At 70.0% G+C, this 24,960-nt stretch carries 28 protein-coding genes and 3 tRNA genes; 14 read left to right on the forward strand and 17 right to left on the reverse strand.

The window, feature by feature from the left end; translation table 11 throughout:
* The first annotated feature begins 63 nt into the window (after positions 1–63).
* The 6 genes from pgsA to nadB all read left to right on the forward strand — a co-directional run bounded on the left by pgsA (position 64) and on the right by nadB (position 3,759).
* A complete protein-coding gene (pgsA, locus tag C9F13_RS12610; RefSeq protein ID WP_108446619.1) occupies positions 64–615 on the forward strand; it encodes a CDP-diacylglycerol--glycerol-3-phosphate 3-phosphatidyltransferase in 552 nt (183 codons plus the stop codon).
* A 73-nt stretch (positions 616–688) separates the two neighbouring features.
* A tRNA-Gly gene (locus C9F13_RS12615) sits at positions 689–763 on the forward strand.
* A 26-nt stretch (positions 764–789) separates the two neighbouring features.
* Positions 790–863, forward strand: a tRNA-Cys gene (locus tag C9F13_RS12620).
* A gap of 32 nt (positions 864–895) precedes the next feature.
* A tRNA-Leu gene (locus C9F13_RS12625) sits at positions 896–982 on the forward strand.
* A gap of 57 nt (positions 983–1,039) precedes the next feature.
* Complete coding sequence (locus C9F13_RS12630) at positions 1,040–2,182, forward strand: FUSC family protein (protein WP_108446620.1); 1,143 nt, start codon at positions 1,040–1,042, stop codon at positions 2,180–2,182.
* On the forward strand, positions 2,179–3,759 hold the full coding sequence (gene nadB, locus C9F13_RS12635) for an L-aspartate oxidase (protein WP_108446621.1): 1,581 nt from the start codon (positions 2,179–2,181) through the stop codon (positions 3,757–3,759). Before C9F13_RS12630 ends, nadB begins: the two co-directional genes overlap by 4 nt.
* Before the next feature lie 62 nt (positions 3,760–3,821).
* On the opposite strand, the gene C9F13_RS12640 is transcribed toward nadB, so the two are convergent.
* Together C9F13_RS12640 and C9F13_RS12645 are read right to left on the reverse strand one after the other, a co-directional pair.
* Positions 3,822–4,220, reverse strand: a complete 399-nt coding sequence (locus C9F13_RS12640; protein ID WP_157955198.1) for a hypothetical protein — start codon at positions 4,218–4,220, stop codon at positions 3,822–3,824.
* Positions 4,180–4,473, reverse strand: a complete 294-nt coding sequence (locus tag C9F13_RS12645) for an FAD assembly factor SdhE (RefSeq protein WP_108446623.1) — start codon at positions 4,471–4,473, stop codon at positions 4,180–4,182. The genes C9F13_RS12640 and C9F13_RS12645 overlap by 41 nt, the downstream gene beginning before the upstream one ends.
* Positions 4,474–4,610: 137 nt before the next feature.
* Between C9F13_RS12645 and C9F13_RS12650 the strand changes: the two genes are divergently transcribed.
* Genes C9F13_RS12650 through lapB form a run of 3 tightly spaced genes read left to right on the forward strand, consistent with a single transcriptional unit; the run spans position 4,611 to position 6,510 of the window.
* Positions 4,611–4,973, forward strand: coding sequence for an integration host factor subunit beta (locus C9F13_RS12650; protein WP_275668753.1), 363 nt, complete (start codon positions 4,611–4,613; stop codon positions 4,971–4,973).
* A gap of 52 nt (positions 4,974–5,025) precedes the next feature.
* Positions 5,026–5,331: a lipopolysaccharide assembly protein LapA domain-containing protein gene (locus C9F13_RS12655; protein WP_108446624.1), complete on the forward strand. Its 306-nt coding sequence runs from the start codon at positions 5,026–5,028 to the stop codon at positions 5,329–5,331.
* On the forward strand, positions 5,332–6,510 hold the full coding sequence (gene lapB, locus C9F13_RS12660) for a lipopolysaccharide assembly protein LapB (protein WP_108446625.1): 1,179 nt from the start codon (positions 5,332–5,334) through the stop codon (positions 6,508–6,510).
* Between the two features lie 7 nt (positions 6,511–6,517).
* Here the strand turns inward: lapB and pyrF are convergent, their stop codons facing one another.
* Entirely contained in the window at positions 6,518–7,219 is a 702-nt protein-coding gene (gene pyrF / locus C9F13_RS12665; protein WP_108446626.1) for an orotidine-5'-phosphate decarboxylase, read from the reverse strand.
* A 212-nt stretch (positions 7,220–7,431) separates the two neighbouring features.
* Here pyrF and C9F13_RS12670 point away from each other — a divergent pair, with 212 nt between their 5' ends.
* Positions 7,432–7,722 (forward strand): ComEA family DNA-binding protein, encoded by a 291-nt coding sequence (locus C9F13_RS12670; protein WP_108446627.1) that lies wholly within the window; start codon positions 7,432–7,434, stop codon positions 7,720–7,722.
* A 115-nt stretch (positions 7,723–7,837) separates the two neighbouring features.
* Here the strand turns inward: C9F13_RS12670 and C9F13_RS12675 are convergent, their stop codons facing one another.
* Positions 7,838–8,599, reverse strand: a complete 762-nt coding sequence (locus C9F13_RS12675; protein WP_108446628.1) for an SDR family oxidoreductase — start codon at positions 8,597–8,599, stop codon at positions 7,838–7,840.
* Positions 8,600–8,816: 217 nt separating this feature from the next.
* Between C9F13_RS12675 and C9F13_RS12680 the strand changes: the two genes are divergently transcribed.
* The 4 genes from C9F13_RS12680 to C9F13_RS12695 all read left to right on the forward strand — a co-directional run bounded on the left by C9F13_RS12680 (position 8,817) and on the right by C9F13_RS12695 (position 12,484).
* Positions 8,817–9,341, forward strand: a complete 525-nt coding sequence (locus C9F13_RS12680; RefSeq protein WP_108446629.1) for an FxsA family protein — start codon at positions 8,817–8,819, stop codon at positions 9,339–9,341.
* 210 nt (positions 9,342–9,551) lie between these two features.
* Positions 9,552–9,845 (forward strand): co-chaperone GroES, encoded by a 294-nt coding sequence (locus C9F13_RS12685; RefSeq protein ID WP_035595572.1) that lies wholly within the window; start codon positions 9,552–9,554, stop codon positions 9,843–9,845.
* A 62-nt stretch (positions 9,846–9,907) separates the two neighbouring features.
* On the forward strand, positions 9,908–11,554 hold the full coding sequence (gene groL, locus C9F13_RS12690) for a chaperonin GroEL (RefSeq protein ID WP_108446630.1): 1,647 nt from the start codon (positions 9,908–9,910) through the stop codon (positions 11,552–11,554).
* A 165-nt stretch (positions 11,555–11,719) separates the two neighbouring features.
* Positions 11,720–12,484, forward strand: coding sequence for an RNA methyltransferase (locus C9F13_RS12695; protein ID WP_108446631.1), 765 nt, complete (start codon positions 11,720–11,722; stop codon positions 12,482–12,484).
* Positions 12,485–12,568: 84 nt separating this feature from the next.
* On the opposite strand, the gene C9F13_RS12700 is transcribed toward C9F13_RS12695, so the two are convergent.
* From C9F13_RS12700 to C9F13_RS12760, 13 genes are all read right to left on the reverse strand, one after another.
* Positions 12,569–13,918, reverse strand: coding sequence for a Na+/H+ antiporter family protein (locus C9F13_RS12700; protein ID WP_108446632.1), 1,350 nt, complete (start codon positions 13,916–13,918; stop codon positions 12,569–12,571).
* Positions 13,919–14,203: 285 nt separating this feature from the next.
* Positions 14,204–14,848, reverse strand: a complete 645-nt coding sequence (locus tag C9F13_RS12705) for a PASTA domain-containing protein (RefSeq protein WP_108446633.1) — start codon at positions 14,846–14,848, stop codon at positions 14,204–14,206.
* The gene (locus tag C9F13_RS17515; RefSeq protein WP_157955199.1) at positions 14,841–15,986 is read right to left on the reverse strand and encodes a PASTA domain-containing protein; all 1,146 of its coding nucleotides are present in this window, start codon (positions 15,984–15,986) and stop codon (positions 14,841–14,843) included. The genes C9F13_RS12705 and C9F13_RS17515 overlap by 8 nt, the downstream gene beginning before the upstream one ends.
* The gene (locus tag C9F13_RS12715; RefSeq protein WP_108446635.1) at positions 15,983–16,630 is read right to left on the reverse strand and encodes a hypothetical protein; all 648 of its coding nucleotides are present in this window, start codon (positions 16,628–16,630) and stop codon (positions 15,983–15,985) included. The genes C9F13_RS17515 and C9F13_RS12715 overlap by 4 nt, the downstream gene beginning before the upstream one ends.
* Positions 16,627–17,358 (reverse strand): hypothetical protein, encoded by a 732-nt coding sequence (locus C9F13_RS12720; protein WP_108446636.1) that lies wholly within the window; start codon positions 17,356–17,358, stop codon positions 16,627–16,629. The genes C9F13_RS12715 and C9F13_RS12720 overlap by 4 nt, the downstream gene beginning before the upstream one ends.
* A 4-nt stretch (positions 17,359–17,362) precedes the next feature.
* On the reverse strand, positions 17,363–17,905 hold the full coding sequence (locus C9F13_RS12725; protein WP_108446637.1) for a hypothetical protein: 543 nt from the start codon (positions 17,903–17,905) through the stop codon (positions 17,363–17,365).
* Positions 17,905–18,813 (reverse strand): hypothetical protein, encoded by a 909-nt coding sequence (locus C9F13_RS12730; RefSeq protein WP_157955200.1) that lies wholly within the window; start codon positions 18,811–18,813, stop codon positions 17,905–17,907. The genes C9F13_RS12725 and C9F13_RS12730 overlap by 1 nt, the downstream gene beginning before the upstream one ends.
* Before the next feature lie 34 nt (positions 18,814–18,847).
* Positions 18,848–19,315, reverse strand: coding sequence for a hypothetical protein (locus tag C9F13_RS12735; RefSeq protein WP_108446639.1), 468 nt, complete (start codon positions 19,313–19,315; stop codon positions 18,848–18,850).
* On the reverse strand, positions 19,312–21,048 hold the full coding sequence (locus tag C9F13_RS12740; RefSeq protein WP_108446640.1) for an OmpA family protein: 1,737 nt from the start codon (positions 21,046–21,048) through the stop codon (positions 19,312–19,314). Before C9F13_RS12740 ends, C9F13_RS12735 begins: the two co-directional genes overlap by 4 nt.
* A gap of 1 nt (position 21,049) precedes the next feature.
* Positions 21,050–21,634 (reverse strand): hypothetical protein, encoded by a 585-nt coding sequence (locus C9F13_RS12745; RefSeq protein WP_108446641.1) that lies wholly within the window; start codon positions 21,632–21,634, stop codon positions 21,050–21,052.
* Positions 21,631–22,731, reverse strand: a complete 1,101-nt coding sequence (locus tag C9F13_RS12750) for a hypothetical protein (protein ID WP_108446642.1) — start codon at positions 22,729–22,731, stop codon at positions 21,631–21,633. The genes C9F13_RS12745 and C9F13_RS12750 overlap by 4 nt, the downstream gene beginning before the upstream one ends.
* Before the next feature lie 185 nt (positions 22,732–22,916).
* Positions 22,917–23,921, reverse strand: a complete 1,005-nt coding sequence (locus C9F13_RS12755) for an Lnb N-terminal periplasmic domain-containing protein (RefSeq protein WP_245888778.1) — start codon at positions 23,919–23,921, stop codon at positions 22,917–22,919.
* 69 nt (positions 23,922–23,990) lie between these two features.
* On the reverse strand, positions 23,991–24,959 hold the full coding sequence (locus C9F13_RS12760; RefSeq protein WP_108446644.1) for a branched-chain amino acid transaminase: 969 nt from the start codon (positions 24,957–24,959) through the stop codon (positions 23,991–23,993).
* Position 24,960 lies beyond the last annotated feature (1 nt).

Below are 24,960 nucleotides of genomic sequence, written 5' to 3' on the forward strand. Positions count from 1 at the left end.
CGGGCGCGGGCGGATAGAATGAGGGACTTTCCCGGCACCCCAAGGCAAGGACCGCATCTCCCGATGAACATACCCAACCTGCTCACCCTGGCCAGAATCGTCTTCATCCCGCTGCTGGTGGTGCTGTTCTACCTGCCCTTCTCCTGGAGCATGCCGCTGGCCGCCGCGCTGTTCGCCCTGGCCGCCGTGACCGACTGGCTCGACGGCTACCTGGCCCGGCGCTGGGACCAGTCCACGCCCTTCGGCGCCTTCCTCGACCCGGTGGCCGACAAGCTGATGGTCGCGGTGGCCCTGGCGCTGCTGATCGAGCGCTACGACGCCATCTGGCTGACCCTGCCGGCGCTGGTGATCATCGGCCGCGAGATCGTCATCTCCGCGCTGCGCGAGTGGATGGCCGAGATGGGCAAGCGCGGCCAGGTGGCCGTCTCCTGGATCGGCAAGGTCAAGACCACCCTGCAGATGACCGCCCTGCTGGTGCTGCTGGCGTTCGCTCCCGGCACGCCCATCGCCATGCTCGGCGTGGTCACCCTGCACGTGGCCGCCCTGCTCACCCTGTGGTCGATGATCCTCTACCTGCGCGCGGCCTGGCCGCACCTCAGCAGCTCCATGCGCTGAGGCGATAGAGCAGGAACGATTGAAAAGCGTTTGACAGTCACCGACTTATCCGTATAATACGCACTCGAGTCAGGCGGGAATAGCTCAGTGGTAGAGCATCGCCTTGCCAAGGCGAGGGTCGCGAGTTCGAATCTCGTTTCCCGCTCCATTCCCCACGAATGGCACGACTCATGAGGCTGGATGGCAGAGTGGTTATGCAGCGGACTGCAACTCCGTGTACGCCGGTTCGATTCCGACTCCAGCCTCCACTATTCCCTGGTTGCCCGCTCGTGACCGAGCCGCCCGGATGGCGAAATTGGTAGACGCAAGGGACTTAAAATCCCTCGGTGGAAACACCGTGCCGGTTCGAGCCCGGCTCCGGGCACCAGCTCACTAGCACCCTCCGGCAAGCGTCGGGCGTGACCCGTCAACGGGACGCCATCTCATGATCCTGCCGCGCCTGCGCGACCCCTACTTCAACTATCAGCATCGACGCAAACTCTATGTCTTGCGCATCGTGCTGGCCCTCTGCGTCACCTTCACCCTCATCGAAGCGTTCGCCATCCAGCACAGCGGCTGGGCCCTGGTCAGCACCATCATGGTGATGGGCAACCTCCCGCATATCGGCGGCGTGCTCGACAAGGGGCGACAGCGGCTGCTCGGCACCGTGCTCGGTGCCAGTGTCGGCCTGCTGCTGATCATGCTCCCGCTGCCCTGGCCCTACCTGGTGCCCCTCGGCGCCCTCGCCGGCATCGCCGTCGCCACCTGGCTGACCTTTGGCAATCGGCACGGCTACAGCGGCCTGATGTTCGCCATCAGCCTGCTGCTGGTGATCGGCGGCGGCCAGGCGGAGCTCGACATCGCGCTGTGGCGCGCCTTCGACGTCCTGCTCGGCACCCTCGTGGGCATCGCCGTCACCGTACTGGTGCTGCCCCAGAAGGCCACCGACATGCTGCGCTTCATGCTCGCCGACAACCTCGACCGCATGGCCCGCCTCTACCATGCCCACACCACCGCCACGGCCGCCCACGACCTCGACGCCCGCGAGCTGCTCAAGGCCACCAGCAGCCTGCTGGTCAAGCAGCGCGGCCTGGTGGATGCCATCCACCGCGAGCGCCGCCTGACCCGCCGCGAGCTCGACGACATCATCTCGCTGCAGCGGCGCATGCTCTCCACCATCGAGCTGCTGCTGGAGACCCACTGGAACAGCCGCGACGGTCACGAACAGATCGAGGCCATGGTGGGGCTGCGCGAACAGCAGCACACCCTGGCCCGCGGCATCGGCACCCTGGCCTTCCAGGTGCGTACCGGCCGGCCGGTCGATGTCACCATCACCCCCTTCGCCCTCGAGCGGCATGCCGAGCTGGCCGCCAACGCCCGGGCCAGCGACGGCAGGCGGCTCTTCAGTCCCGGCGGCTACCTGTGGCTCAATCGAGAGCTGGCACGGCTCACCGACGACCTGACCCGGCACCTGGGCGACCTGGATCGCCTGCCCAGCCGGCGCCTGCGTCGCCGCGCTCCCCATCACGGCCTCACCGACGCCCGCTCGGCCGCCGTGGACCACCACGCGAGAAGGAAAGGCAGATGACGGACGGCAAGCATGACGTACTGGTCATCGGCGGCGGCGTCGCCGGACTGGTGCTGGCCCTCGAGGCGGCGGACCATCGCCGGGTCACGCTGCTGCGACCGGCCAGCGACGACCAGGGCGCCAGCCACTGGGCCCAGGGAGGCATCGCCGCCGTGCTCTCGCCCCAGGACGACATCGAGGCCCACGTCGCCGACACCCTGGTGGCCGGCGATGGCCTGTGCGACGAGGCCGCGGTCCGCTTCACCGTCGAGCAGGGCCCGGCCGCCATCGAGTGGCTGCTGTCGCTGGGCGTGCCCTTCACGCCGGACGCCAGCCCCGACGCCGGCTACCCCTACCACCTGACCCGCGAGGGGGGCCACGGCGCCCGGCGCATCATCCATGCCGATGACGCCACCGGCCGCGCCGTGGTCGAGACCCTGCGCCGGCACGTGGATGCCCACCCCCGCATCACGCTGCGCGGCGATCTCACCGCGATCGGCCTGATCGGTGACGCCGAGGGCCACTGCCGGGGCGCCCGCTGCCTCGACGCCGACGGCCGGGTGCACGACTTGCTCGCCGCCGATACCGTGCTCGCCACCGGCGGCGCCAGCGGCCTCTACCGCCACACCACCAGCCCCCAGCCGGCCAGCGGCGAGGGGATGATGATGGCCGCCGAGCTCGGCGCCGAGCTGATGAACCTGGAGTTCCAGCAGTTCCACCCGACCTGCCTCTTCGACCCCGACGGCCCGGCCTTCCTGATCAGCGAGGCGGTGCGCGGCGAGGGCGGCCAGCTGCTCAATGCCGACGGCGAGCGCTTCATGCCGGGGATCGACCCCCGCGCCGAGCTGGCGCCCCGGGACGTGGTCGCCCGCGCCATCGATGCCGAGATGCAGCGCACGAACACCGATCACGTCTTCCTGGATATCCGCCACCTCGGCGAGGCAGCCATCCGCCAGCACTTCCCGACCATCCACGCCCACTGCGCGGGGCGCGGGCTGGACATCGCCCGCCAGCCGATCCCGGTGGTCCCGGCCGCCCACTACAGCTGCGGCGGCGTGATCACCGACCTCGAGGGCGCCACCACGGTGCCGCGCCTCTACGCCATCGGCGAGGTCGCCTGCACCGGCCTGCACGGCGCCAACCGCATGGCCAGCAATTCGCTGCTCGAGTGCCTGGTGTATGCGCGCAGCTGTGCCCGGCGCCTGCGTGAAGCCGAGGCCGGCTCGACCGCCGACCTGCTGCCGGCGCGCTTCGGCGAACGCATCGAGGCCCCGGGGACCCTCGCCGTGATCCGCGAGGCGATGCGCCAGCTGATGAGCGCCCGGGTGGCGATCGTGCGCACCGACCAGGGCCTCGACGAGGCCGCCCGGGAGCTTTCCCAGCTGCACCGTGACCTGGCCCTGCGCGTACAGGAGGCCGCCCCGTCGGTGGCGCTGTCGAACCTCTGGCATGCCCTGCGCCTGGCGCGCCTCACCGTGGCCTCGGCGCGGGCGCGGCGCGAGTCCCGCGGCCTGCACTTCAACCCCGGCTGTGCGGTCCACGCCGACGCCGACCCGCACCCCTCGCGCATCCGCCTGGCGGACCTCGACCCGCACTGAGCTCACCCGCCGCGGGCAGTTAAGAGGAAAGAACTAAAGAGGAAAGCCGCCTCGCGCCCCGCTCAGGGCAGCGGCAAGAGCGCTCGGCGCAGCCGGCGAAGGGCGTCGCCGTCGCTGCTGTCCGGCCACAGCCACAGGCGGCGCCCGTCGATCCGCAGCCCGATCAGCCAGGGCCCGAGGTAGTCGCAGCGCAGGCCGACCGGCCGCCACGCCTCGCCGCCGTGATCGCGCCAGGCGAAGGCGGTCTCCCCGCTCGCCGTCGGCGTGAGCCGCAGCTGACCCGTCCGGCGGCCCCGCACCGTAAAGGCTATCGCCCCGGCCAGCAGGAGCACCGCCAGGGCGCCTGCCCAGGGGGCGGCCACGGCGATGACCAGCCCCGCGACCGAGACGGCCAGCGCCCCCTGGGCCGCCAGCGCGATCCTAGAGGTTGCGATAGTGATCGTTGTCGGTGCTCTCGGCATGCTCGACGATCAGCTTGACGATGCGGCGTCGCGTCGGATCCTCCGGCCATTCGCGGCGCATCAGCCAGAGGAACAGGTCCTGATCCTCCTCGTCGATCAGGGCCCTGAACGCCGCCTGGTCCGCCTCGTCCAGATCGCCGTAGCGCTGCTCGAGGAAGGGAATCAGCAGCAGGTCCAGCTCCCACATGCCGCGACGCGAGTGCCAGTAGAGACGTTTGCGCAGGGCGGCTTCCGGAGACGAATCGTCGTTCAAGGTCGGCCTCGTTCTGTCGGTTGGATGTGGGGGCAGTATACCCGAGCCCCCAGCCCGGCGGCAGCCCGCCTCCGACCACGGCGTCCCAGGGTTCGACAAAAGGTCGTAGTGCGTTGTTTTCTCGAGATTTGCCCAGTATGCTTTGGAAAAACAACAACGCCGGGATCACGCCGACCCAGGCAGGACCGCACGGAGACGAGTCGATGACCAAGTCCGAACTGATCGAGCAGATCGCCATGCGACAGCCGGAGCTGTCGGTGAAGGAGGTCGAGGCAGCGGTACGCCTGATCCTCGATGACATAACCGACACCCTGGCCGAGGGAGGACGGGTGGAGATCCGCGGCTTCGGCAGCTTCTCGCTGCACTACCGCGAGCCCCGGGTGGGCCGAAACCCCAAGACGGGGGAACCGGTCGCACTCGACGGCAAGTTCGTGCCACACTTCAAGCCCGGCAAGGAGCTGCGCGAACAGGTGGATGCCAGCCGCGCACTCGGCTACTGAACGGCGTCCGACGATCGCCGTCCCTCCTTCAACCGACACGGGAACATTGCACATGCGTTGGCTCAAAGGCCTGATCCTGGCCATCATCCTGCTGGCGGTGCTGCTGATCGGCATCCTCTTCGCCGTCAACAACCAGCAGACCCTGCCCCTGAACCTGATCTGGATCGAGCTGCCCGCCGTCTCGCTCTCCGTCTGGCTGCTGGCCTCGCTGACCGTGGGCGTGCTGCTCGGCATGCTCGCCATGAGCGGCGTCTACCTGCGCCTGCGCACCCTGCTGACTCGCGCCCAGCGCCACAACCAGCAGCAGCGCAAGGAGCTCGACCGCCTGCGCGTCCAGGAGATGAAGGAACTCCCCTAGATGCCCGATGTTCTCCTGCTGGCCCTGCTGGTGGTGGCGATCGCCACCGGCTGGTGGCTGGGCCGACGGGAGCGTCGGCATCGCGGCACCAGCCCCGCGCCGCCGGCCCTGGCGCGCGACTACTTCGTCGGCCTCAACTACCTGCTCAACGATCAGCAGGACCAGGCCATCGAGACCTTCATCGGGGCGCTGGAGGTCAACAGTGACACCGTCGAGACCCACCTCGCCCTGGGCAACCTCTTTCGCAATCGCAGCGAGGCCGACCGGGCGCTGAAGATCCATCAGAACCTGCTGGCCCGGCCGACGCTGACCGCCGACCAGAGCGAGCGGGTGCAGCTCGAACTCTCCCGCGACTTCCTGGCCCTCGGCCTGCTCGATCGCGCCGAGCGCCTGCTGGAGGGACTGGTCCGCGACGCCCACGACGACGAGCTGCGCGGCTCGGCCCGGCGGCTGCTGATCGACCTGCTCGAGCGCGAGCGGGAGTGGCAGGCAGCACTGGACGTGGCACTGCCCAAGATGGTGCGCCAGCACGACGACATCCGCCGCGCCGCGGCCCACTGGCTCTGCGAGCTGGCCGAGGAGGAGCGCCACTCGGCAAGTCCCGTGCTGGCTCGGCGCCACCTGCGCCAGGCCCTGGCCACCGACGCGCGCTGCGTGCGCGCCAACCTGCTGCTGGCCGCCATGGCCCACGACACGGGCCACTACAAGCAGGCCATCAAGCTACTGAAGCGGATACCCGAGCAGGACGCGACCTACACGCCACTCATGCTCGAGCCCCTCGCCCACGCCTATCGGCTGCTGGACGACGAGGAGGGACTGATCCGCTGCCTGCGCGAGCTCCTAGAGCAGGCGCCCTCCACGGCCGTGATCAGCCTGCTGGCCGAGACGCTCCACCATCAGGGGCGGGAGCAGGACGCCCTCGACCTGATCCGCGAGCAGCTCGAGCGGCGGCCGAGCCTGGAGGCGATTCACCAGCTGCTGTCGCTCTCCCGGCGCCACGGCCGGGAGGCGGACGAACGTATCGACCTGCTCGAGCGCCACACCCTGACACTGGTGCGCGCCCGCCCTCGACATCGCTGCCGGCGCTGCGGTTTCGCCACCGAGACCCTGCACTGGCAGTGCCCCCGCTGTCGCAACTGGGGCACCATGCAGCCGATCGACGCGCCCGACGAGGGCTAGGTCGGTCTCAGCCGGCGGCCAGCTCCGCCTCGATCGCCGCCAGCGCGGCCATGGGATCCTCCGCCTGGGTCACGGGCCGGCCCACCACCAGATGGGTACTGCCGGCGGCCATGGCCTCGGCCGGGGCCATGACGCGACGCTGGTCGCCCGCCACGGCGAAGCTCGGCCGGATGCCGGGCGTCACCTTGAGGAAGTCATCTCCGCACAGCGTGGTCAGGCGGCTCGCCTCCCGGGCCGAACAGACCACGCCATCCATGCCGCTGTCGCGGGCCAGCACGGCCAGGCGCTCGACCTGGTCGGCGGGCGAGACCGAGACCCCCACCTCGGCCAGGTCCTCGGCCTCCATGCTGGTCAGCACCGTCACCGCGATCAGGTGGGTCGCGAGGCCATGGCGATCCAGCCGCTCCCGAGCGGCCTCCATCATCCGCCGCCCCCCGCCGGCATGCACGTTGACCATCCAGACGCCCTGCTCGGCCGCCGCCTGGACCGCCCCGGCCACGGTGTTGGGAATGTCGTGGAACTTGAGATCCAGGAACACCTCGAACCCGCGCCCGTGCAGCGCCTCGAGGATGTCCGGGCCGCTACGGGTGAACAGCTCCTTGCCCACCTTGACCCGGCAGCGGGAGGGATCGAGGCGGTCGGCCATGCACAGCGCGGCGTCCAGGGAGGCATAGTCGAGGGCGATGATCAGGGGAGAAGCGGTGGACACGGTCGGGCTCCTGGCTGGGTGTGGGAATCGCCCCAGTATATCAGTGATGGCCTACGCCGCAGGGGCAAAGACGCCGGCCGCGCCTCCATGATGGCTGACGCCACGCCGCCGCAATCGCTGACGAGGTTCCAGCGACGGGCGCGCTAGCTTGAAGGAGGCGGGTCGGTGCACCAGGGCGCCGGCTCGCCCCCTCGGACTCAAGGAGAGCCACCATGACCCACGCCTTCAAGACCCGCCTGTCGTGCCTGCTGCTGACGATGCTGCTGGGCCTCGCCCCGCTCGTTGCCAGCCAGGCCCTGGCCCAGGAGATGTCACCGATCGATATCAATACCGCCAATGCGGAGCTGCTGGCCGAACTCCCCGGCATCGGCCCGAGCAAGGCCGCCGCCATCGTCGAGGACCGCGAGGCCAACGGCCCCTACGAAAGCGCCGAGGATCTGACCCGGGTCAGCGGCATCGGCGAGGTCACGGTGGAGGGACTGGCCGACCAGGTCACGTTCTGATCGACGCCATCGGGAAGAGGGCCGGAACCGCCCTCCCCCGCGACGCCGGCCGGCAAGCGGTCGGCGTCGCGTCGTCGTCAAGGCCCCGCCACGCAGGAGGCAGGAGGGATGCGCCCTAGAGCCGCAGCCCGCCGTCGCACTCGATCACCCGCCCGGTGAAGTAGGCGTTGGTCATGATGAAGGCCACGCTCTCGGCGATGTCCTCGGGCTGGCCGAGCCGCCGCAGCGGCACCCCCGAGGTCAGCTTCTCGAGCATGTCCTCGCGCATCGAGGCGGTCATGTCGGTCTCGATGAAGCCCGGCGCCACGGCGCCCACGCGAATGCCGTAACGGGCGAGCTCCCCCGCCCAGGTGGTGGTCAACGCCACCACGCCGGCCTTGGCCGCGGCGTAGTTGCTCTGCCCCATGTTACCGGCCCGGGAGATGCTCGAGATATTGACGATCACGCCCTGGTGTCCCGCCTCGATCATCTGGGTGGCCGCCTCACGGCCGCACAGGAAGACGCCGGTGAGGTTGACGTCGATCACCTGCTGCCACTGCTCGAGGGGCAGCGTCTTCTCCACCTTGCCGTCCTTCGCCTTGACCAGCAGCCCGTCCCTGACGATGCCGGCATTGTTCACGAGGCCGTGGATCGGCCCCAGCGACGCGCGGATATCGCCGAAGGCCTGCTGCACCGAGGCCTCGTCGGCGACATCGACGATGAAGCCCCGCGATTCGATCCCCTCGGCGTGCAGGCAGGAGACCGCCTCGTCCAAGGCGTCGGGGTCGCGATCCATCAGGGCCAGGCGTGCCCCCTGGCGGCCCAGTCGGCGTGCCATGGCCAGGCCCAGGCCGCGAGCGCCACCGGTGATGGCGATAACGGAAGTGTCGAGTGTCATGTGCGCTTCTCCAGGAGACGGGGGACTCGCGAGGTCGCAGGCACGGGCCGGTCCTGACGGTGCGCCGAGCCGACACGTATAACCTTATGACCTTGCGATCTGCGCCACTCTAGCGAAACCTGGAACGATATTCCACGCCGCTCTCCTCCTTCCCGGCCGTCTTGAAATATGGCCTGCTGCCCCCATCACCAGCGCAACTGCCATTCGCGGAGCCATCATGCCCTTTCTTCTCGTCTTTACCCTCTTCGCCCTGCTCGACTTCGTCATCCTCTTCTCGGTGGGCAGCCAGATCGGCCTTCTCACCACCCTGGGGCTCGTCCTGGCGACCGGCTTCATCGGCCTGCACCTGATCCGCCGCGAGGGCGTGGCCACCTTCGCCCGCGCCCAGGAGCGCATGCACCAGGGGGAGATCCCCTCGGGGGAGCTTCTGACCGGGGCGGCGCTGATCTTCGGCGGCGCCCTGCTGATGGCGCCGGGCTTCCTCTCCGACGCCCTGGGCTTCATGTGCCTGATCCCCAATGCCCGGCGCCTGCTGGCCCGGTCGCTCACCTGGCTGGGCGTGCGCATGCAGGGGCTGCACGTTCGCGCCGAGACCTACCGGCCGCGCCAGGGCCGCGATGCCGACTGGCAGCAGGCGAGCCCGCACGGGGACGGCCCGACCGAGCACCATGGCGATTCAGGCGAGGCCGGCGGCGACCGTCCGCTGGAGGGGGAGTTCATCTCCCGGGACGAGCGGCGCTGATCGGGGCAAAAAATTTTCACGGCAGCCCTTGAAAGCGCCCGGCAGAGCCCCACCTATCCGACAGCATCGGGATTCGGTCCGCGGATCTTCCTCGGGCCATCGACAAGGAAGGCGATAACCGCCTCCACCCCGCAGCCCGGCTGCGGGTTGATGATGAAAACCGCCGGACAATGATTGCCGGCACAGCAAACCATCAGGAGAACGTGAGCAATGAACATCCGTCCCTTGCACGATCGCGTCGTCATCCGTCGCGTTGAAGAAGAGCAGAAGACTGCAGGCGGCATCGTGCTCCCGGGCAGCGCCCAGGAAAAGCCGACTCGTGGCGAGGTCCTCGCCGTCGGTAACGGCCGGATTCTGGACAGCGGCGACGTGCGCCCGCTCGACGTCAAGGTCGGCGACACCGTGATCTTCAAGGATGGCTTCGGCGTCGAGAAGCAGAAGATCGACGGCGAAGAAGTGCTGATCATGAGCGAGTCCGACATCCTGGCCGTCGTCGAAGGCTGAGCCGCGACCCGCTAGCAATCGCTCGATACTGACGTTCAAGAACTCACAGGAAGCATACGAAAATGGCAGCGAAACAAGTCAAGTTCTCCAGTGATGCCCGCACTCGCATGGCGAAAGGCGTCGACACCCTGGCCAATGCGGTCAAGGTCACCCTGGGGCCGAAGGGCCGCAACGTGGTGATCGAGAAGTCCTTCGGCGCGCCGACCGTGACCAAGGACGGCGTCTCCGTGGCCAAGGAGATCGAGCTCAAGGACAAGTTCGAGAACATGGGCGCGCAGATGGTCAAGGAAGTCGCGTCCAAGACCTCCGACGTCGCCGGTGACGGCACCACCACCGCCACCGTGCTGGCTCAGTCCATCGTGACCGAGGGCCTGAAGGGCGTGATCGCCGGCATGAACCCGATGGACCTCAAGCGCGGCATCGACCAGGCCGTCATCGCTGCGGTCAAGGAAGTTGAGGCCCTGTCCGTGCCCTGCACCGACTCCAACGCCATCGCCCAGGTCGGCACCATCTCCGCCAACGGCGACAAGCGTATCGGTGAGATCATCGCCGAGGCGATGGAGAAGGTCGGCAAGGAAGGCGTCATCACCGTCGACGAAGGTCGTGGCTTCGAGGACGAGCTGGACGTCGTGGAAGGCATGCAGTTCGACCGCGGCTACCTGTCGCCGTACTTCGTGACCAACCAGGACACCATGGCGGTCGAGCTGGAAGATCCGTACATCCTGCTGGTGGACAAGAAGATCTCCAACATCCGCGAGCTGCTGCCGACCCTCGAGGCCGTGGCCAAGGCCGGCAAGCCGCTGGTGATCATCGCCGAGGACATCGAAGGCGAGGCGCTGGCCACCCTGGTGGTCAACACCATGCGCGGTATCGTCAAGGTCGCGGCCGCCAAGGCGCCGGGCTTCGGTGACCGTCGCAAGGCCATGCTGCAGGACATCGCCATCCTCACCGGTGGCACCGTGATCTCCGAGGAAGTGGGTCTGGACCTCGAGCAGGCCACCCTGGACCACCTGGGCACCGCCAAGCGCGTGACCATGTCCAAGGAGAACACCACCCTTATCGATGGCGCCGGCAACGATAACGACATCGAGGCCCGCGTCAGCCAGATCCGCGCCCAGATCGAGGAGACCTCCTCCGACTACGATCGCGAGAAGCTCCAGGAGCGCGTCGCCAAGCTGGCCGGCGGTGTCGCCGTCATCCGCGTCGGTGCGGCCACCGAAGTCGAGATGAAGGAGAAGAAGGCCCGCGTCGAGGACGCCCTGCACTCCACCCGCGCCGCCGTCGAGGAAGGCGTGGTGCCCGGGGGCGGTACCGCCCTGGTACGCGTGCTGACCAAGGTCGCCGGCCTCAAGGGCGATAACGAGGACCAGACCCACGGCATCGCCATCGCCGTGCGCGCCATGGAAGCCCCGCTGCGCCAGATCGTCACCAACGCCGGCCAGGAGGCCTCCGTCATCCTGAACCGCGTCAAGGACGGTGAGGGCAACTTCGGCTACAATGCCCAGACCGGCGAGTTCGGCGACCTGTTCGAGATGGGCGTGCTGGACCCGGCCAAGGTCACCCGCTCCGCGCTGCAGTCCGCTGGCTCCGTCGCCGGCCTCATGATCACCACCGAGTGCATGATCGCCGACGATCCGGACGAGAAGGACGCCGGTGGCGCCGACATGGGCGGCATGGGCGGCATGGGTGGCATGGGCGGCATGATGTAATCGCCCCACCCCAGGCCTCGCCTGATCGAGCCCCCCGCCGGGAGACCGGCGGGGGGCTTTCATTTGTGGAGGCCTGACTCTGCCGAAGACCTTACTCGCACCCGCCCAGCTGGGTACACTCCCCCGTTTCGCCCCTCCTTCCGACTTCATCCAGACCGGCTCGCCATGCTGCCCAATATCCGTATCGTCCTCGTCCAGACCTACCATCCCGGCAATATCGGGGCCGCGGCCCGCGCCATGAAGACCATGGGTCTCAGCGACCTGGTGCTGGTCAATCCGCGCCGCTTCCCCGACCCGGAGGCCTCGCAGCTGGCCGCCGGGGCCGAGGACCTCATCGACCAGGCCCGCGTGGTGGACTCGCTCACCGAGGCGGTGAGCGACTGCGTGCAGGTGGTGGGCGCCAGCGCCCGGCTGCGCAGCCTGCCGCTGCCGCATTTCGACGAGCCGGCCGAGATGGCCCGCGACGTCGTCGCGCAGGCCGCCGACGACCCGGTGGCGCTGGTCTTCGGCCGCGAGCGCTTCGGGCTGACCAACGACGAGATCCGCTGCTGCAGCCACCAGGTGAGCATCCCGGCCAACCCGGACTACGGCATCCTCAACCTCGCCCAGGCCGTGCAGGTGCTCGCCCACGAGGTGTTCACCGCCTGGCGACGGCAGCCTCAGAGCGACTTTCGCCTGGCGCGGCCGGCCAAGGAGCGCCGGCCGTCCCGGGAGCAGCTGGGCCACTTCCACGACCACCTGACACGGGTCATGCAGCGCAGCGGCTTCATCACCCAGCCCCACGCGCGCACCGAGGCGCAGCTCCAGGCGCTGTTTGCCCGCGCCGAGCCGTCCCGCAAGGAGCTCTCGCTACTGCGCGGCCTGCTCGCCTCTCTGGAGCAGCATCTCCCCGATGAACGACTCCCCGACCGGGAACCCGGCGACGACTGACGCGCCAACGAGTGATCGGCAGACACGACGACGGCGGCCCGCGGGCCGCCGTCGTCATAAGCACCATCCAGGCTCAGGGTGCGATCACAGGGTCATCGCCGCCAGCCAGCCGAAGGCGATCAGCGGAATGTTGTAGTGCAGGAAGGTCGGCACCACGCTATCCCAGATATGGTCGTGCTGGCGGTCGACGTTGAGCCCCGAGGTCGGCCCGAGGGTCGAGTCCGAGGCCGGCGAGCCGGCATCGCCCAGCGCCGCAGCGGTGCCCACCAGCGCCACGGTGGCCAGCGGCGAGAAGCCGAACTGGACCGCCAGCGGCACGAAGATCGCGGCGATGATCGGGATGGTCGAGAAGGAGGAGCCGATCCCCAGGGTGATGAACAGGCCCACCAGCAGCATCAGCAGCGCGGCCAGGCCGCGGTTGTCGCCGATCATCTCGGCGCTGGCGGTCACCAGGGTCTCGACCTCACCGGTGGCGGTCATCACCGCGGCGAAGCCGGAGGCCGAGATCATGATGAAGCCGATCAGCGCCATCATGCGCATGCCGCTGGTGAAGAGGTCATCGGCCTCCCGCCACTTGAAGATGCCGCCCAGCGAGAGCAGCGCGAAGCCGACGAGGCCGCCCAGCACCATCGAGCCGGTGTAGAGCTGGATGCCCAGCGCCGCGACGATGGCGACGATCGACATCGCCACGCCCAGCGCATGGGGCTCCTGGGCCTCGGGGTGGTGGTGCGGCACGTTGGTGGTGGCGACCTCCGCCGCCTCGTAGTCGCGCGGCTTGCGGTAGCTCACGAACAGCGCCACGAGCAGACCCAGCGCCATGCCGCCCACCGGCACGCCCATGGCCACGGGCACCATGCCGCGGGTGATCTCGAGGCCCAGCGCCTCGCCGGCCTGGTTGATGTTGGCCAGCAGGATGTCGTTGAGAAAGATCGCCCCGAAGCCCACCGGCAGCAGCATGTAGGGCGCGGTCAGGCCGAAGGTCAGCGCACAGGCCACCGCGCGACGATCCAGGCGCAGCTGGTTCATCACCTTGAGCAGCGGCGGGATCAGGATCGGGATGAAGGCGATGTGCACCGGGATCAGGTTCTGCGAGGAGATCGCCACCAGCAGCACCGAGCCGACCAGCAGGTACTTCACCGTGGCCTGGCGGCTGGCCGAGGCCTCCTGGCCGAGCAGCGCGATCAGCCGGCGGGCCAGCAGGTCCGGCAGCCCCGAGCGCGAGATCGCCACCGCGAAGGCGCCCAGGGTCGCATAGGCCAGGGCCACCTTGGCGCCGCCGCCGACCCCGTCGTTGAACGCCGCCAGCGTCTCCGTGACGGAGAGCCCCCCGACCAGCCCGCCGGCCAGCGCCCCGACCACCAGGGCGAAGACCACCGAGACCCGCGCCAGTGATAGCCCCACCATCACAAGCACCGCAACTATTACCGCATTCATGAGAGATTCCCGAAAATGGAGTTGGATTCAGACGAGACGGCGCGGGATTTTACCAGATGGCGACCGGCCCTGCCGGCTGCCCACCTCGGGAATGTCATCGTCTGGTCATCGAATCCTCACAGCGCTGTCACGGCCATCGGCGATAACGGAGGGGCCCGGCAAGGGAGACTGCCGACTTCGGTGACAGGGACGCCAGGGGCAGGAGGCCCCAAAGGGAGAGCGGCATCGGGACGATGCCCAGGAGGGAGCGATACCGCCACGACGCCCGCGTCGTGGCGTTTTTTTTCAGGGATCGGGCGGCGCCTCCAGGGTGAGGGTGACGACGTCCCCCCGCCGCAGCACCTCCCCCGGCGCCGGGTCCTGTGCGGCCACTATCCCCGACGGGGCACCGGAGGGCGCAACGGTCGCCTCGAGGCGGAACTCGGCGAGCAGCTCCTGGGCCGCCGCACTGGCCATCCCGATCAGCTGCGGCACCGCCACGATCGGCAGCTCCTCGACGCCCGCGGGCGGCGGCACCGGGACAATGCGAAAGCGCAGCGATGCCCCGACCGTCGCCTGGTAGCCGAAGCGATTCTGGTATCCCGCATCCACGGGGGCCGCGTAGAGGGCGAGGCGCGGCGTGAGCGACCGCCCAGAAGGGACGCCGGTCGGCCGAGCCGCCTTGCCTGAACCGCCCTGTGCCCCGGAGAGCGAGAGCGCCACCTTCACCTCCCCCTCGGTCTCGGGCAGGGTATAGAAGGTCGGCTGCCAGCCGCTGCGACGCAGCAGCGCCATGGCCTCGTCGTTGTCGCGATAGAGCGCCTCCAGCTGGGCCAGTGCCTGCTCGTCCAGGGCGCGCTGGGCCTGTGCCACCCCCTCGCCCACCGAGGCGATGATCTGGCCGAGGGGCGCGGCCGCCGTGTCGTGGATCAAGCGCTTGATGTCACTCATGGCCGGTCTCCTCGGTCTCGGGTCCCACGGCGACCACGACCCCGAGTCGCCCGTTGGCCTCTGCAAGCGCCGCCCCGGGGGCCGGGCGCTGCTCGACGATGGCGCCGGAGGGGTGACGCCGGCTGTGTCGCTCGATCACGTCCAGCCGCATCCCGGCGGCCAGGGCCTGGCGCCGGGCCGACTCGAGGGTCTGGCCGATCAGGTCGGGCACCTCGGCAGCGGCCGACGCAGCGGCCGTGCGTGGCGGATGGAGCCGCAGCACCAGCTCGGAGACGTTGTCCGCCAGCACCTCCCTGGCCTCGGCGCTGTCGAGGGGATGGAACCGCTTGCCGCCCTCCACCACCAGGCCGCGGATGCGCAGCTCGGCGGAGGCGAGCTCCATGCCCTGCTCGGCCCGGGCCAGGTCCAGGGCGCCGGAGATGGTCGAGGTCAGCCGCTCCATGGGCGGCGAGGTCGCCACCGTCTTGCGCAGCTGCTCGAGCTGATGCCCCAGCCGTTCACTCTGCGCTTCGCTCTGCTGCAGCGCCTGGTCGAGTTCCTGGATGCGCGCCTGGCGCAGGTCGACCTGGACCTGCAGCTGCTCCCGCTTGGCGGTCTCGGCGCTGAGCATCTCCATGACCACCGCGGTCTTGCGGGACTCCAGGCCGGCCGGGGTCACGCCGCCGCTCTCCGGCCTGACCGCGTCGATCGTCGCGCCGCTCCCCGGCCGTAGGCTCTCGGGCGACAGGGTGTGAATCGGCCTCTCCAGCACCAGGTCCGCCATGTTGACGTTCATTCCGGAGAGCCGTTCGGGACGGCGGCGCGAGACGGTGGGCGCCGAGACGCCGGCGCCCGGCAGCATCACCACCTCGCCGAACGAGACGTTCAGCACCGTGCGCGCCATGTGGTAGCTGCCCTGCTGGGCGAGGACCTCGGCCGGGTCGGTATTCGCCTTGACCAGCCGCAGCACCGGCGCCAGCTGGCCCTCTCCCTGTAGCCCGCTGGCGATGGCCAGCCGGCCCTCGTCGTTGGTCGTGGACCGGTTGAGCCCCTGCCATCCCCGGCCGAGCCGATAGACCTGGAGCTCCACCACCTGGTGGGCGGCGGGCTTGCGGGCGGCATCCAGCAGGCTGGCGGTCACGCGAAGCTTGAGGGTCATGAGCGATCTCCCGGCAGCAGCACCCGGCCGATCGCCCCGCGCGACTCCACCTGCACGACGACCTGCTTGCCACGCAGCGAGGCGAGCTCGACGACCAGCTGGGCGCTGCCGTCCTCACGGGTGGTCAGCCGCTGCGACGGCAACAGCGACAGGCGCTGCTCGGCCGAGGGCCGATAGCCGAGCAGACGCTCGGTCATCTCGACATCCACCTGCAGGGAGACGGGCACGCCGCCCAGGCGCTCGCCGGCCATGCTCGAGACCTGGATGTCGAGCCGCTCTCGCCTGGGGCGTCCCTCCTCGGCGGACACCGCCAGATCCAGCAGCGTCTCGGGCCGCCCGCCGTGGGCCGGCACCGTGGCCAGCCGACCGGAGATCGACGAGGTGATGCGCGTCTCCCGCTCGGTCTCCCGGTGGTCGCGGCGCGCCTTGGGGAGCAGCCTGAGCCGGATCGGCTGGTTCGCCTCGGTCTCCTCGCTGAACTCCACCTCGAAGGCGAAATCGAGATAGGGGATCTCGTAGCCCTGCCCGGCCTCGCCGGTGCGCGCCGCCTCCGTCAGCGTCTCCTGGGCGTCCTGAAGGGCGTCCGCGAGCCCCACCAGCATGTCGCGCACCGCATCGGCCGCGATCTCTCCTCCCTGGCTCATGACTCCTCCTCCTGGGCTTGTCGTTGCCGCCTCGCCCGGGCGAGGCGCTGATCGTCGGCCTGCTGCTCGCGCCGCTGCTCTCGCCGGCGTTCGAGCGCGCGTTCCCGGGCCTGCTCGGCCCGCCCGTCCAGATCGCCAGAGCCTCCGTCCACCACCGAGAGCAGCCGTTCACGCCGCGCCTCGTAGGCTCGGGTGGGCGTGGACGGGTTCACCGGCGGCGCCTCCAGCGCCTCGCGACCGCGACGCTCCCACGCCTCGAGCCCCGCCGTGACGCGACGCGCCCCGGCGTCGAGCGCCTCGAGGTCGGACCACGACCGCCAGAGCTCGCGCATGCCGCTGCGTGGCGGGGGATCGCCCAGCAGACGCTGGCCGGTGCGCAGAGGCAGCGTGGGATCATCGGCGGCGCGCTCGGGCACGCCTGGCTCGGCCGGCGTGAGCTCGCGCGCCGGGGGGCGAGCACTCAGGGCGTCGCGCCGCGACGCCCAGGCCGCGTCGGCCCGGCGGCGCTGCGAGAGGGGGGTGACGGGATAGCGGGCATCGCCCTCCCCGGCCGGCTCGGCACCGCCGGAGGCGAGCCGGCGCATCTTCGCCTCGAGCTCGGCGCGCTCGCGCTGCAGCGCCAGCAGCGACTCGGGCAGAGGGGCAGACGCGGGCCGTGACGCCTCGCCGGCAAAGGGTGAGTCCGACGCCGTCTCGTCCTGCAGGGACGCCCAGCTGTTTCGCGGCATGAGGCTACTCCGGTTGCGGCTCGGTGGACAGCATGGCGCGGATGCGCTCCTCGAGGATCGCCGGTGCCGGCACGGTCACCAGCTTGGTGCGCATCAGCGAGCTCCCCTCGGCGGAGTACTGGTACTTGCTCGAGAAGCTGGCCGAGACGGTGGAGACCTTCATCTTGGCGCTCGCCGACAGGAAGCCCACCTTCCCGCTCACCGAGGCGTTGACCGTGGTGCTGCTGCGCTTGCGCTCGCTCTCGGTAGCCATGGAGATCGACATCTTGACCTCGATGAGCGTGTCCACGAACTGGTAGAAGGTCGGCGTGAACCCGAGCTCCAGCAGCGAGTAGCCGTCCGGACTGTCGTCTCCGATTCGCACCAGGTTGGGACGCGCGCTGGAGGCCGTGCCCTCCTCCTCCTCTTCCGGCGCATAGCCGGCCATCAGCCGCGCGATCTTCAGCGACGTGAGGTCGAGCTCGTACTGCGCCTCGGCGATCCCCACCCCCATCGACTTGACCATCTCCGGGAAGGGGACGTTGAGCAGATCCTGTCCAACGGCCATCACGGACCTCCTTCGCCGTCATCGGCGTCCGGATAGAGGGCCTCCATGCGCCGCCGCCGGGCCTCCTCCTCGACCTCCATGTAGCCGCGGATGCGCTCGGTCAGCACGGCGGGCGGGGGCACGGGCACCATCTTGGTCCGCAAGAGGCTCGCCCCCTCGGCGCTGTAGCTGTACTTCTGGGAGTAGGTGGCGTCCACCTGGGTGGTCTGCACGGAGGTATTGCTGCGATAGCTCTTCGACTTCCGCACCCCCGGCGGCCAGGTCAACCCGACCCGGGTGCTGCGGCCGGCGCTGCGCTGGCGGTCGCTGGTGGCGTTGGAAGTGGTGCGTTCGTAGGCCCGCTCGCGGGTCATGCGGATGGCGATCTTCACCTCGATGATGGTGTCGACGAACTGGTAGAAGGTCGGCGTGAAGCCCAGCTCCATCATCGACATCCGGGTGGGCACCCGAATCACCTTTTCGGCCAGCGTTTCCCCACCGACCTCGGTGTTGAGTGCCGAGGTGACATCGTTACGCGAAGAGCTCCCGGTGATCGCCCTCAGGGGCTGAATGGCGGAAGTGGCGCTGCTCTCGCTGCCGGTCTCCGTCTGCACCATCTCACGAATGATCTCCAGTACCACCTCTTTCAGTCGTATGGAGTCCTCGTCCAGCGCCCCGGTGAGGGAGTCGTCGAAGATGGCGTAGTAGAGCGCCTGCTCGACGGTCATGTACTCGTAGCCGAAGAACACCCGGCTGTCGTCGAAGGTCTGGTTGCCCCGGCTGTCGATCACCGACTGCAGGCCACCCATCATCTCGGCGGTACGCATCGAGCTCTGGTCGAGCTGGTACTGGCTGTCCGCGATGGCGAAGGCCATGTCGCGGATCATGTCCCCCATGGGGACATCGAGAAGGTCCTGTCCAATGCTCATGGTCGTTCTCCTCCGGTTGGCCGGCCTGGCCGGCTCACTCGCTGTCGGCGTTGCGCTGCTGGCGCAGGAGCGCCATGAACTGCTCGGGCGGGGGCAGCGACACCAGCCGAGCCGCGATGGATGACATGCCGGACGCCTCCATGGCGTACTTCCTGGCGTAGCTGACCGACACGGTGGCGGCCGCCATGTAGACCCCGGTGTTGACGCCGCCGGTGACGGAGGCGCCGACGGAGGTGTCGGTGGACTCGCTCACCGTGAAGCTGAGCCGCGCCTCCACGGTCGCCTCGGTGTAGGCGTAGAAGCTCGGCGTGAAGCCCAGCGCCAGCAGGCTGTAGGTCTCGCCGCCGACCTCGACCTCGGTCTCGCCCATCACCTTGGCCATCTCCACGGCGTTGCGGTCGAGGGCGAACTGCCCCTCGGCGATCGCCATGCCGAGCCGCTCGACGATCTGCGGCAGCGGCGCCGTGACCAGGGCGCGGGTCGTCTGGGTGCCGGCACTCATGAGCGACGCTCCCGCTGCAGGGCCTGAATCGCCTCGACGAAGAGCTCGGGCGGCGGCACGGAGGCCAGCCGGGCGGAGATCTGGCTATTGCCGGTCACCGCCATGTTGAACTGCCGCGACTCCCGCTTGTCCACGCTGACGCCGACGGCCACGGCGGTGCTCGTGCCCTCGCGGCTCTCGACCTCGCGCGACCGCGAGCGGGAGAACTGCCGGGTCACAGTGAGCCCCTCGCTGCCGGTCAGCTCGATCTGCTCGCTGGTGGCGCTGAACAGCTCGACCTCATAGGTATCGCTGGCACGCATCACCTCGACGACGTGGCCGAGCTGGTTGGCGCGCAGGGTGGCGGTGGCGTTGAGGGCGGCCGCCAGGTGATGGGCGTAGGCCTCGGCGGCATTCGCCGCATGCCCCGCCACCGCCGTGCCGTCGAGGGGAAACGCCTCGCCCTCGACGGTGACCGAGAAGGCCGACAGGTCGGGCGAGGCCGGCTGCCAGAGGAAGACGAAGCCGTTGCCGGTGCCGCCGCCCTGCAGGTCGGGCGCGATACCATCCAGCAGCGCACTGCCTTCGCTACGCAGCGACAGCCAGTAATAGTCGCGCTCGGGCGTGGCGATGGAGGTGGCCCGCCACTGCTGGTTCGGCGTGCCGTCGTCGTCGTTGGCGCGCGCCGCCCGCTGCTCGCCCTGGCTCTCCACCAGCTCGATCTGCCCCTCGGGCACGCCGTTGGCGATCAGGAAGTCGCGCACGAAGCGTCCCCTCGCCTCACCCAGCGCCAGGTTCTTCTGCGCCGAGCCCTGGCGGTCGGTCATCCCCTCCAGTCGGACCCGCGTGCCCGTCGCGGCGAAGGCGCGGGCCAGCTCGGTCAGGGAGCGTCGGTCGTCCTCGTTGCGAAACTCCGCCTCGCCGGTGTCGAAATAGACCCCGAACCTCGGCTCGTCCGGCCGATGCGGGGGATGCAGGGAGGTGGTGAAGCCGCCGGCCGCGTCGACCCGGCTCTTGACGTGCTCGGCGTAGGCGGCCAGGTCGCCCTGGGCGCTGGTCGAGACCGTCGTGCCGCTATTGAGGACATAGTCGGTGGCGACGTTATCGCGGATGGCGATCAGGCCATTGGCCGCGGCGGTGAAGGTGAAGGCCACCGAGCGGGACGTCGTCACGACCTGGTGGCCGGGGGCATCGCTGGAGATACTGAGCACCGTGTCCGGCGGTGAATAGACCAGCGCCTCGACCCCCTGCCCGCCGACCAGCTGGTCGCGCAGGCTGCCGAGTCGGACCCGTGGCGCCTGGCCGGCGGGCACCACCTGTGTCCCGTTCACCGACAGCGTGCCGGTGGCATCGGCGCGGTACTCGAGCCGGGCCTGGCGGGTCTCGACGCTCGTGCCGCTCTCGCTCTGCGACTCGGACGACGACGAGGAGGAACTCCGCTGGCGGGTGTCCCCCAGGCGGGCGCTGGCCGAGAAGCCGAACTCGTCGCGCTTGCCCACCTCGAGGCGCAGCTGCAGGGAGACCGAGACGTCGGCGTGCTGATAGTGGTAGAAGGCGGGCATCAGGCCCAGCTCCAGCAGCGAGCGCTCGCCGAGCCCGTCCTGGATCTCGGTGAAGGCCTGCATCTGGCGCACCGAGTTGTCGTCCAGCTCCTTCTGCGCCTTGGCGATGCCCAGCCCGAGTTCCTTGATGAATTCGGCCACACTGGCGTCCGCCAGCACCTGGCCGGGCGTCAAGCCGTCGTAGTTGGCCATGTCATGTCACCTCCTGTCGGGAGAGGTCGGGCGGCAGGGCGGCCCTGCGCGCCAGATCGGGCCGCACCCTGGCGCGGCGAACGGTGTAGTAGCCGTGGCGGGAGAGCGCCTCGGCCAGTGTCTGGGCGGTGATGGTCAGCGCCCGCCGCCGCCAGGCCTGGAGCTCGGCGGCCAGGGCCAGCCGGTCGGGATGGGCGATGGCCACCGCCCGCTCCAGCTGCCGGTCGGCCTCGGCCTCCCGGCCGAGGAAGAGCAGCAGGATCGCGCGGCGCAGCGTCAGGGTCGCGTGGTCGCGCCGCTGCAGCGGCGACACCGCCTCGCGCCGCTCCAGCTCCTCGCAGGCGGCCACGGTGAGCGCCAGGGCATCGGCATGCCGGCCCTCGCGCTCGAGGCTCTCGAGGATGCAGTCGGTATAGTGGCGCGCGAAGGGCGTCGGGGCCGCCATCTCACCGGCCAGGCGCAGCGCCGTTCGATAGAGCTCGAGGGCGCGGCCGTGATCGCCGGCCAGGGCGGCCAGCTTGCCTTTCTCCGCGATGGCCAGGTGGCGCATGTGCACCGAGCCGTGATCGAGATTCGTTGCCGTCATGTGTGGTCTCCGGAGGTGGGCGCCGCCTCGACGAAGCGGGTCCGGGCGCCGACCGCGGCGAGCTCGTGGGCCAGTACCCGGGCCTCGAGGTCCGACAGGTCATCGACGATGCGCGAGGGGAGCCGGACCGGCTCGCTCAGGTCGAAGCGGGCCAGCACTGCCCTCAGCCTTGCCGTGTCCGTTACGGCCATCAGCTCGATGCCGGCCCGCCCGAAGCCGCTCGGCTCGCGCTCCACCGAAAGCCCCAGGGCGCGGGCCTCCTCGAGGCATCGCCGGGCCTCGGCCGCGTCACAGGCCTCGGCCAGGGCCAGGGGGGGATGGGCGAGGACACGGGGCGCCACCTCGGGCGGAATGGTGAAGCGCGCCTCCAGCCAGGCCAGCGCCTCGCGGGTCGGGGGCGCCTCGGCGGTCAGCACCAGGTCCCAGCGCATCAGGGCACGATTCACCAGCCGGATGCCGCCCTCCCGGCCTAGGGCGGACCAGAGCGAGCGGGCCTCGGCATAGGAGAGGTCCAGCGGACACCAGCCCGGCTGGACCGTCAGCCGCTTATCGCGGAGCCGCGACTGCAGCCAGGCCGGCACGCTGGCGCCCGGGGCGAGATGCAGATCGAAGGGCCCGGCGTCGCTCTGGGCCCGGGTGACCCGGGCGCCCTCGCCGAGCCGCCGGGCGAGGCTCTCCACCGCCGCCGCCCCGACGCCGCCGAGCACCACGCCGGGGGGTGTGGCCAGCAGCCCGAAGGCGCGCTGGGTCGAGACGCCGAGGAAGGCGGCGAGCGACTCGGTCACCGTAGCGATATGGGTGACGTCCAGGACCTGGACGGCCACGTCGAGGGAGGCGTCATCCGCCAGGGCCTCGCCGTGGGGGGAGACGCGGGACTCCAGGCCGAGCGAGGCCAGCAGCCGGTCGAGGGCCGTGGCGGTATCGGCATCGAGGTCGTCGACGAGGACGGTCGGGGCGCGGAAGATGGCGTCCGCCACCTCGGCGACGGGGCGCGCGAGTCCCTCGGCGACGGCGCGAAGGGCGGCGGGCGTCACGTCACCGGGCGAGGTGACGATCACCTGATGGCGCGGCGGGGAGCTGGCGGTGCGACTGGTCACCCCGGTCCTCCTTCCACGAGGGCATCGTGGACCTGGAGATTGGGCGCCTCCTGGGGTGCACATGGCCGCTGACGGTCATCGGCGAGGCGGGGCGCCGAATCAGCTAATCACGCCCTGAAGCTAAGTTCAGGTCATCAGATCCGTCAAACTCCACCAAGCGGTTTTGTCATGCTTCAACGTTCAGATTACTCACACCATCCCGGCACGCCCCGGCGGATCCGCCGCGAGAAATCGGCGGCGTCATGGGCCTGCCGGGCACGCTCGGTGATGTCGCCCAAGCGGCGCAGCTCACTGAGGCGGTAGCCCTCGACCAGCCCGCCCTGCTCATGGACGTACCCCGGCAGCAGGCCGCTGAGCAGCAGGCGATGATCCACCGGCAACCCCTCGATGATCCGGCGCATCATGGCGAACACTAGGGTCGTGCAGTTGGCGGTGACGGTGTGGTAGAAGCGCGGCTCGCGGGCGAGGTCGTTGGCCGCGGCCACCAGTGCCAGCAACAGCCGGCGCCGCGTCCCGGCCGAGAGGGTGCTGTGGTAGAGGGTCACCCGCTCACCGCGCACGTTGCTGCGCAGCCGCACCGCGTCGCGTTCGTCGGCGGCGATGATCGCCAGCTCGTACTGCTTGAAGAAGCCGCCGATCTCCGAGAAGCGCTCGTCGCGCGCCCGGCGCACCTCCACCGAGAAGGCGACGAAGTCATCGACCTGGCCGTCATCCCCGGCAAAGCCGAAGGAGACCAGCACGTGGGCGATGCCCGGCCGCCCCCAGCTGGAGACGATCAGGTCCACGCTGCTCAGGTGTTGGAGGTCATAGACGCGCCGCTCCCAGCCGCCCCGGCCGGTGTCCCGCGTCTGCCAGTCGAAGTGGCGCACATGGTCGAGGGTCAGCCGCTCCCCCACGACCCGGCCGGTGGCGAGGTGGGCCACGTCCTCGGCCCAGTCGCGTTCCGTCTGCGGCACGAGCCGCCGCCACCAGGCCAGCAGCGCGGCCATCTGCACGCCCATGCCGACGAGCGCCGCGAGCGACGCCCCCCACCAGGCGAGCCACAGCCAGCCCGCCCCCGCCGCCAGCCATAGCCCCACCCCGCCCCATCGCCAGGGGCGCGGCAGCGGCAGGCGATGGCCCAGGGCCAGCGCTCCCCACAGCGTGGCGAGCACGATCCCCAGCCCCAGCAGGCCCTCCAGCAGTGCCATGATCATCGTCGTCCTCGCCGGCATGATGGCGCGAGGCTACCACGACCGCGCTGCCAGGGGACAAGGCGCTCAGACGGCGGTCAGCCAGCCGGCGAAGCCCTGGAGGTCCTCGCCGAGCTCGCCCCGGGTGACCCGATGGTAGAGCCGCTGCAGCCGGGCGGTCAGCGAGTCCTCGGGGATGGGCCGGTCCGGCGGCGGCGCCCCGGCCCGGGCGCCGATGTGGCGCCCGTCGAGTTCGCGCAGGGGCAGCAGCTCGGCGGCGGTCCCGGTGACGAAGGCCTCGTCGGCGATATAGAGCTCGTCGCGGGTGATGCGCCGCTCGCGCACCTCGATCCCCAGCACCTCGCGGGCCAGACGGATCACGCTGTCCCGGGTGATGCCCTGCAGGCAGGAGGTGACCTCGGGGGTGTGCAGCACGCCGTCGCGCAGCAGGAAGACGTTGGCCGCCGAGGCCTCGGCCACGTAGCCCTCCGGGTCGAGCATGATCGTCTCGTCGAAGCCCGCCTTGATGGCGGTGTTCAGCGCCAGCATGGCGTTGACGTAGTGGCCGTTGGTCTTGGCGCGGCACAGGCTGATGTTGACGTGGTGGCGCGCCCAGGAGGAGGTCAGGGCGCGCAGGCCGATCGCCGCGGCCTCGGGCGAGACGTAGTCGCCGAGGTCCCAGGCGGGGATCATCACGTGGGTCGAGAGCCCCCTGGCGCGCAGCCCCAGCCCCTCGGCGCCGAAGAAGACCGTCGGCTTGAGGTAGGCGTTGGTCAGGCCGTTGCGCGTCAGGCACTGGCGCTGGGCCTCGATCAGCTCGGCCTCGCCCACGGGCAGCGGCATGTCCAGGGCGTGGGCGCTGTCGGCCAGGCGGCGGGTATGTTCCGCCACCCGGAAGAGGTGCGTGCCGCCGGGGCCGTGATAGGCGCGCACGCCCTCGAAGCAGCCCATGCCGTAGTGCAGGCTGTGGGTCAGCAGGTGGGTGCGGGCGTCGCGCCACGGCAGCCATTCGCCGTCGTGCCAGAGCCAGCCGTCGCGATCGCAAAGCGGTGTCATG

Source organism: Halomonas denitrificans (genome assembly GCF_003056305.1).
GTDB lineage: Bacteria > Pseudomonadota > Gammaproteobacteria > Pseudomonadales > Halomonadaceae > Halomonas > Halomonas denitrificans.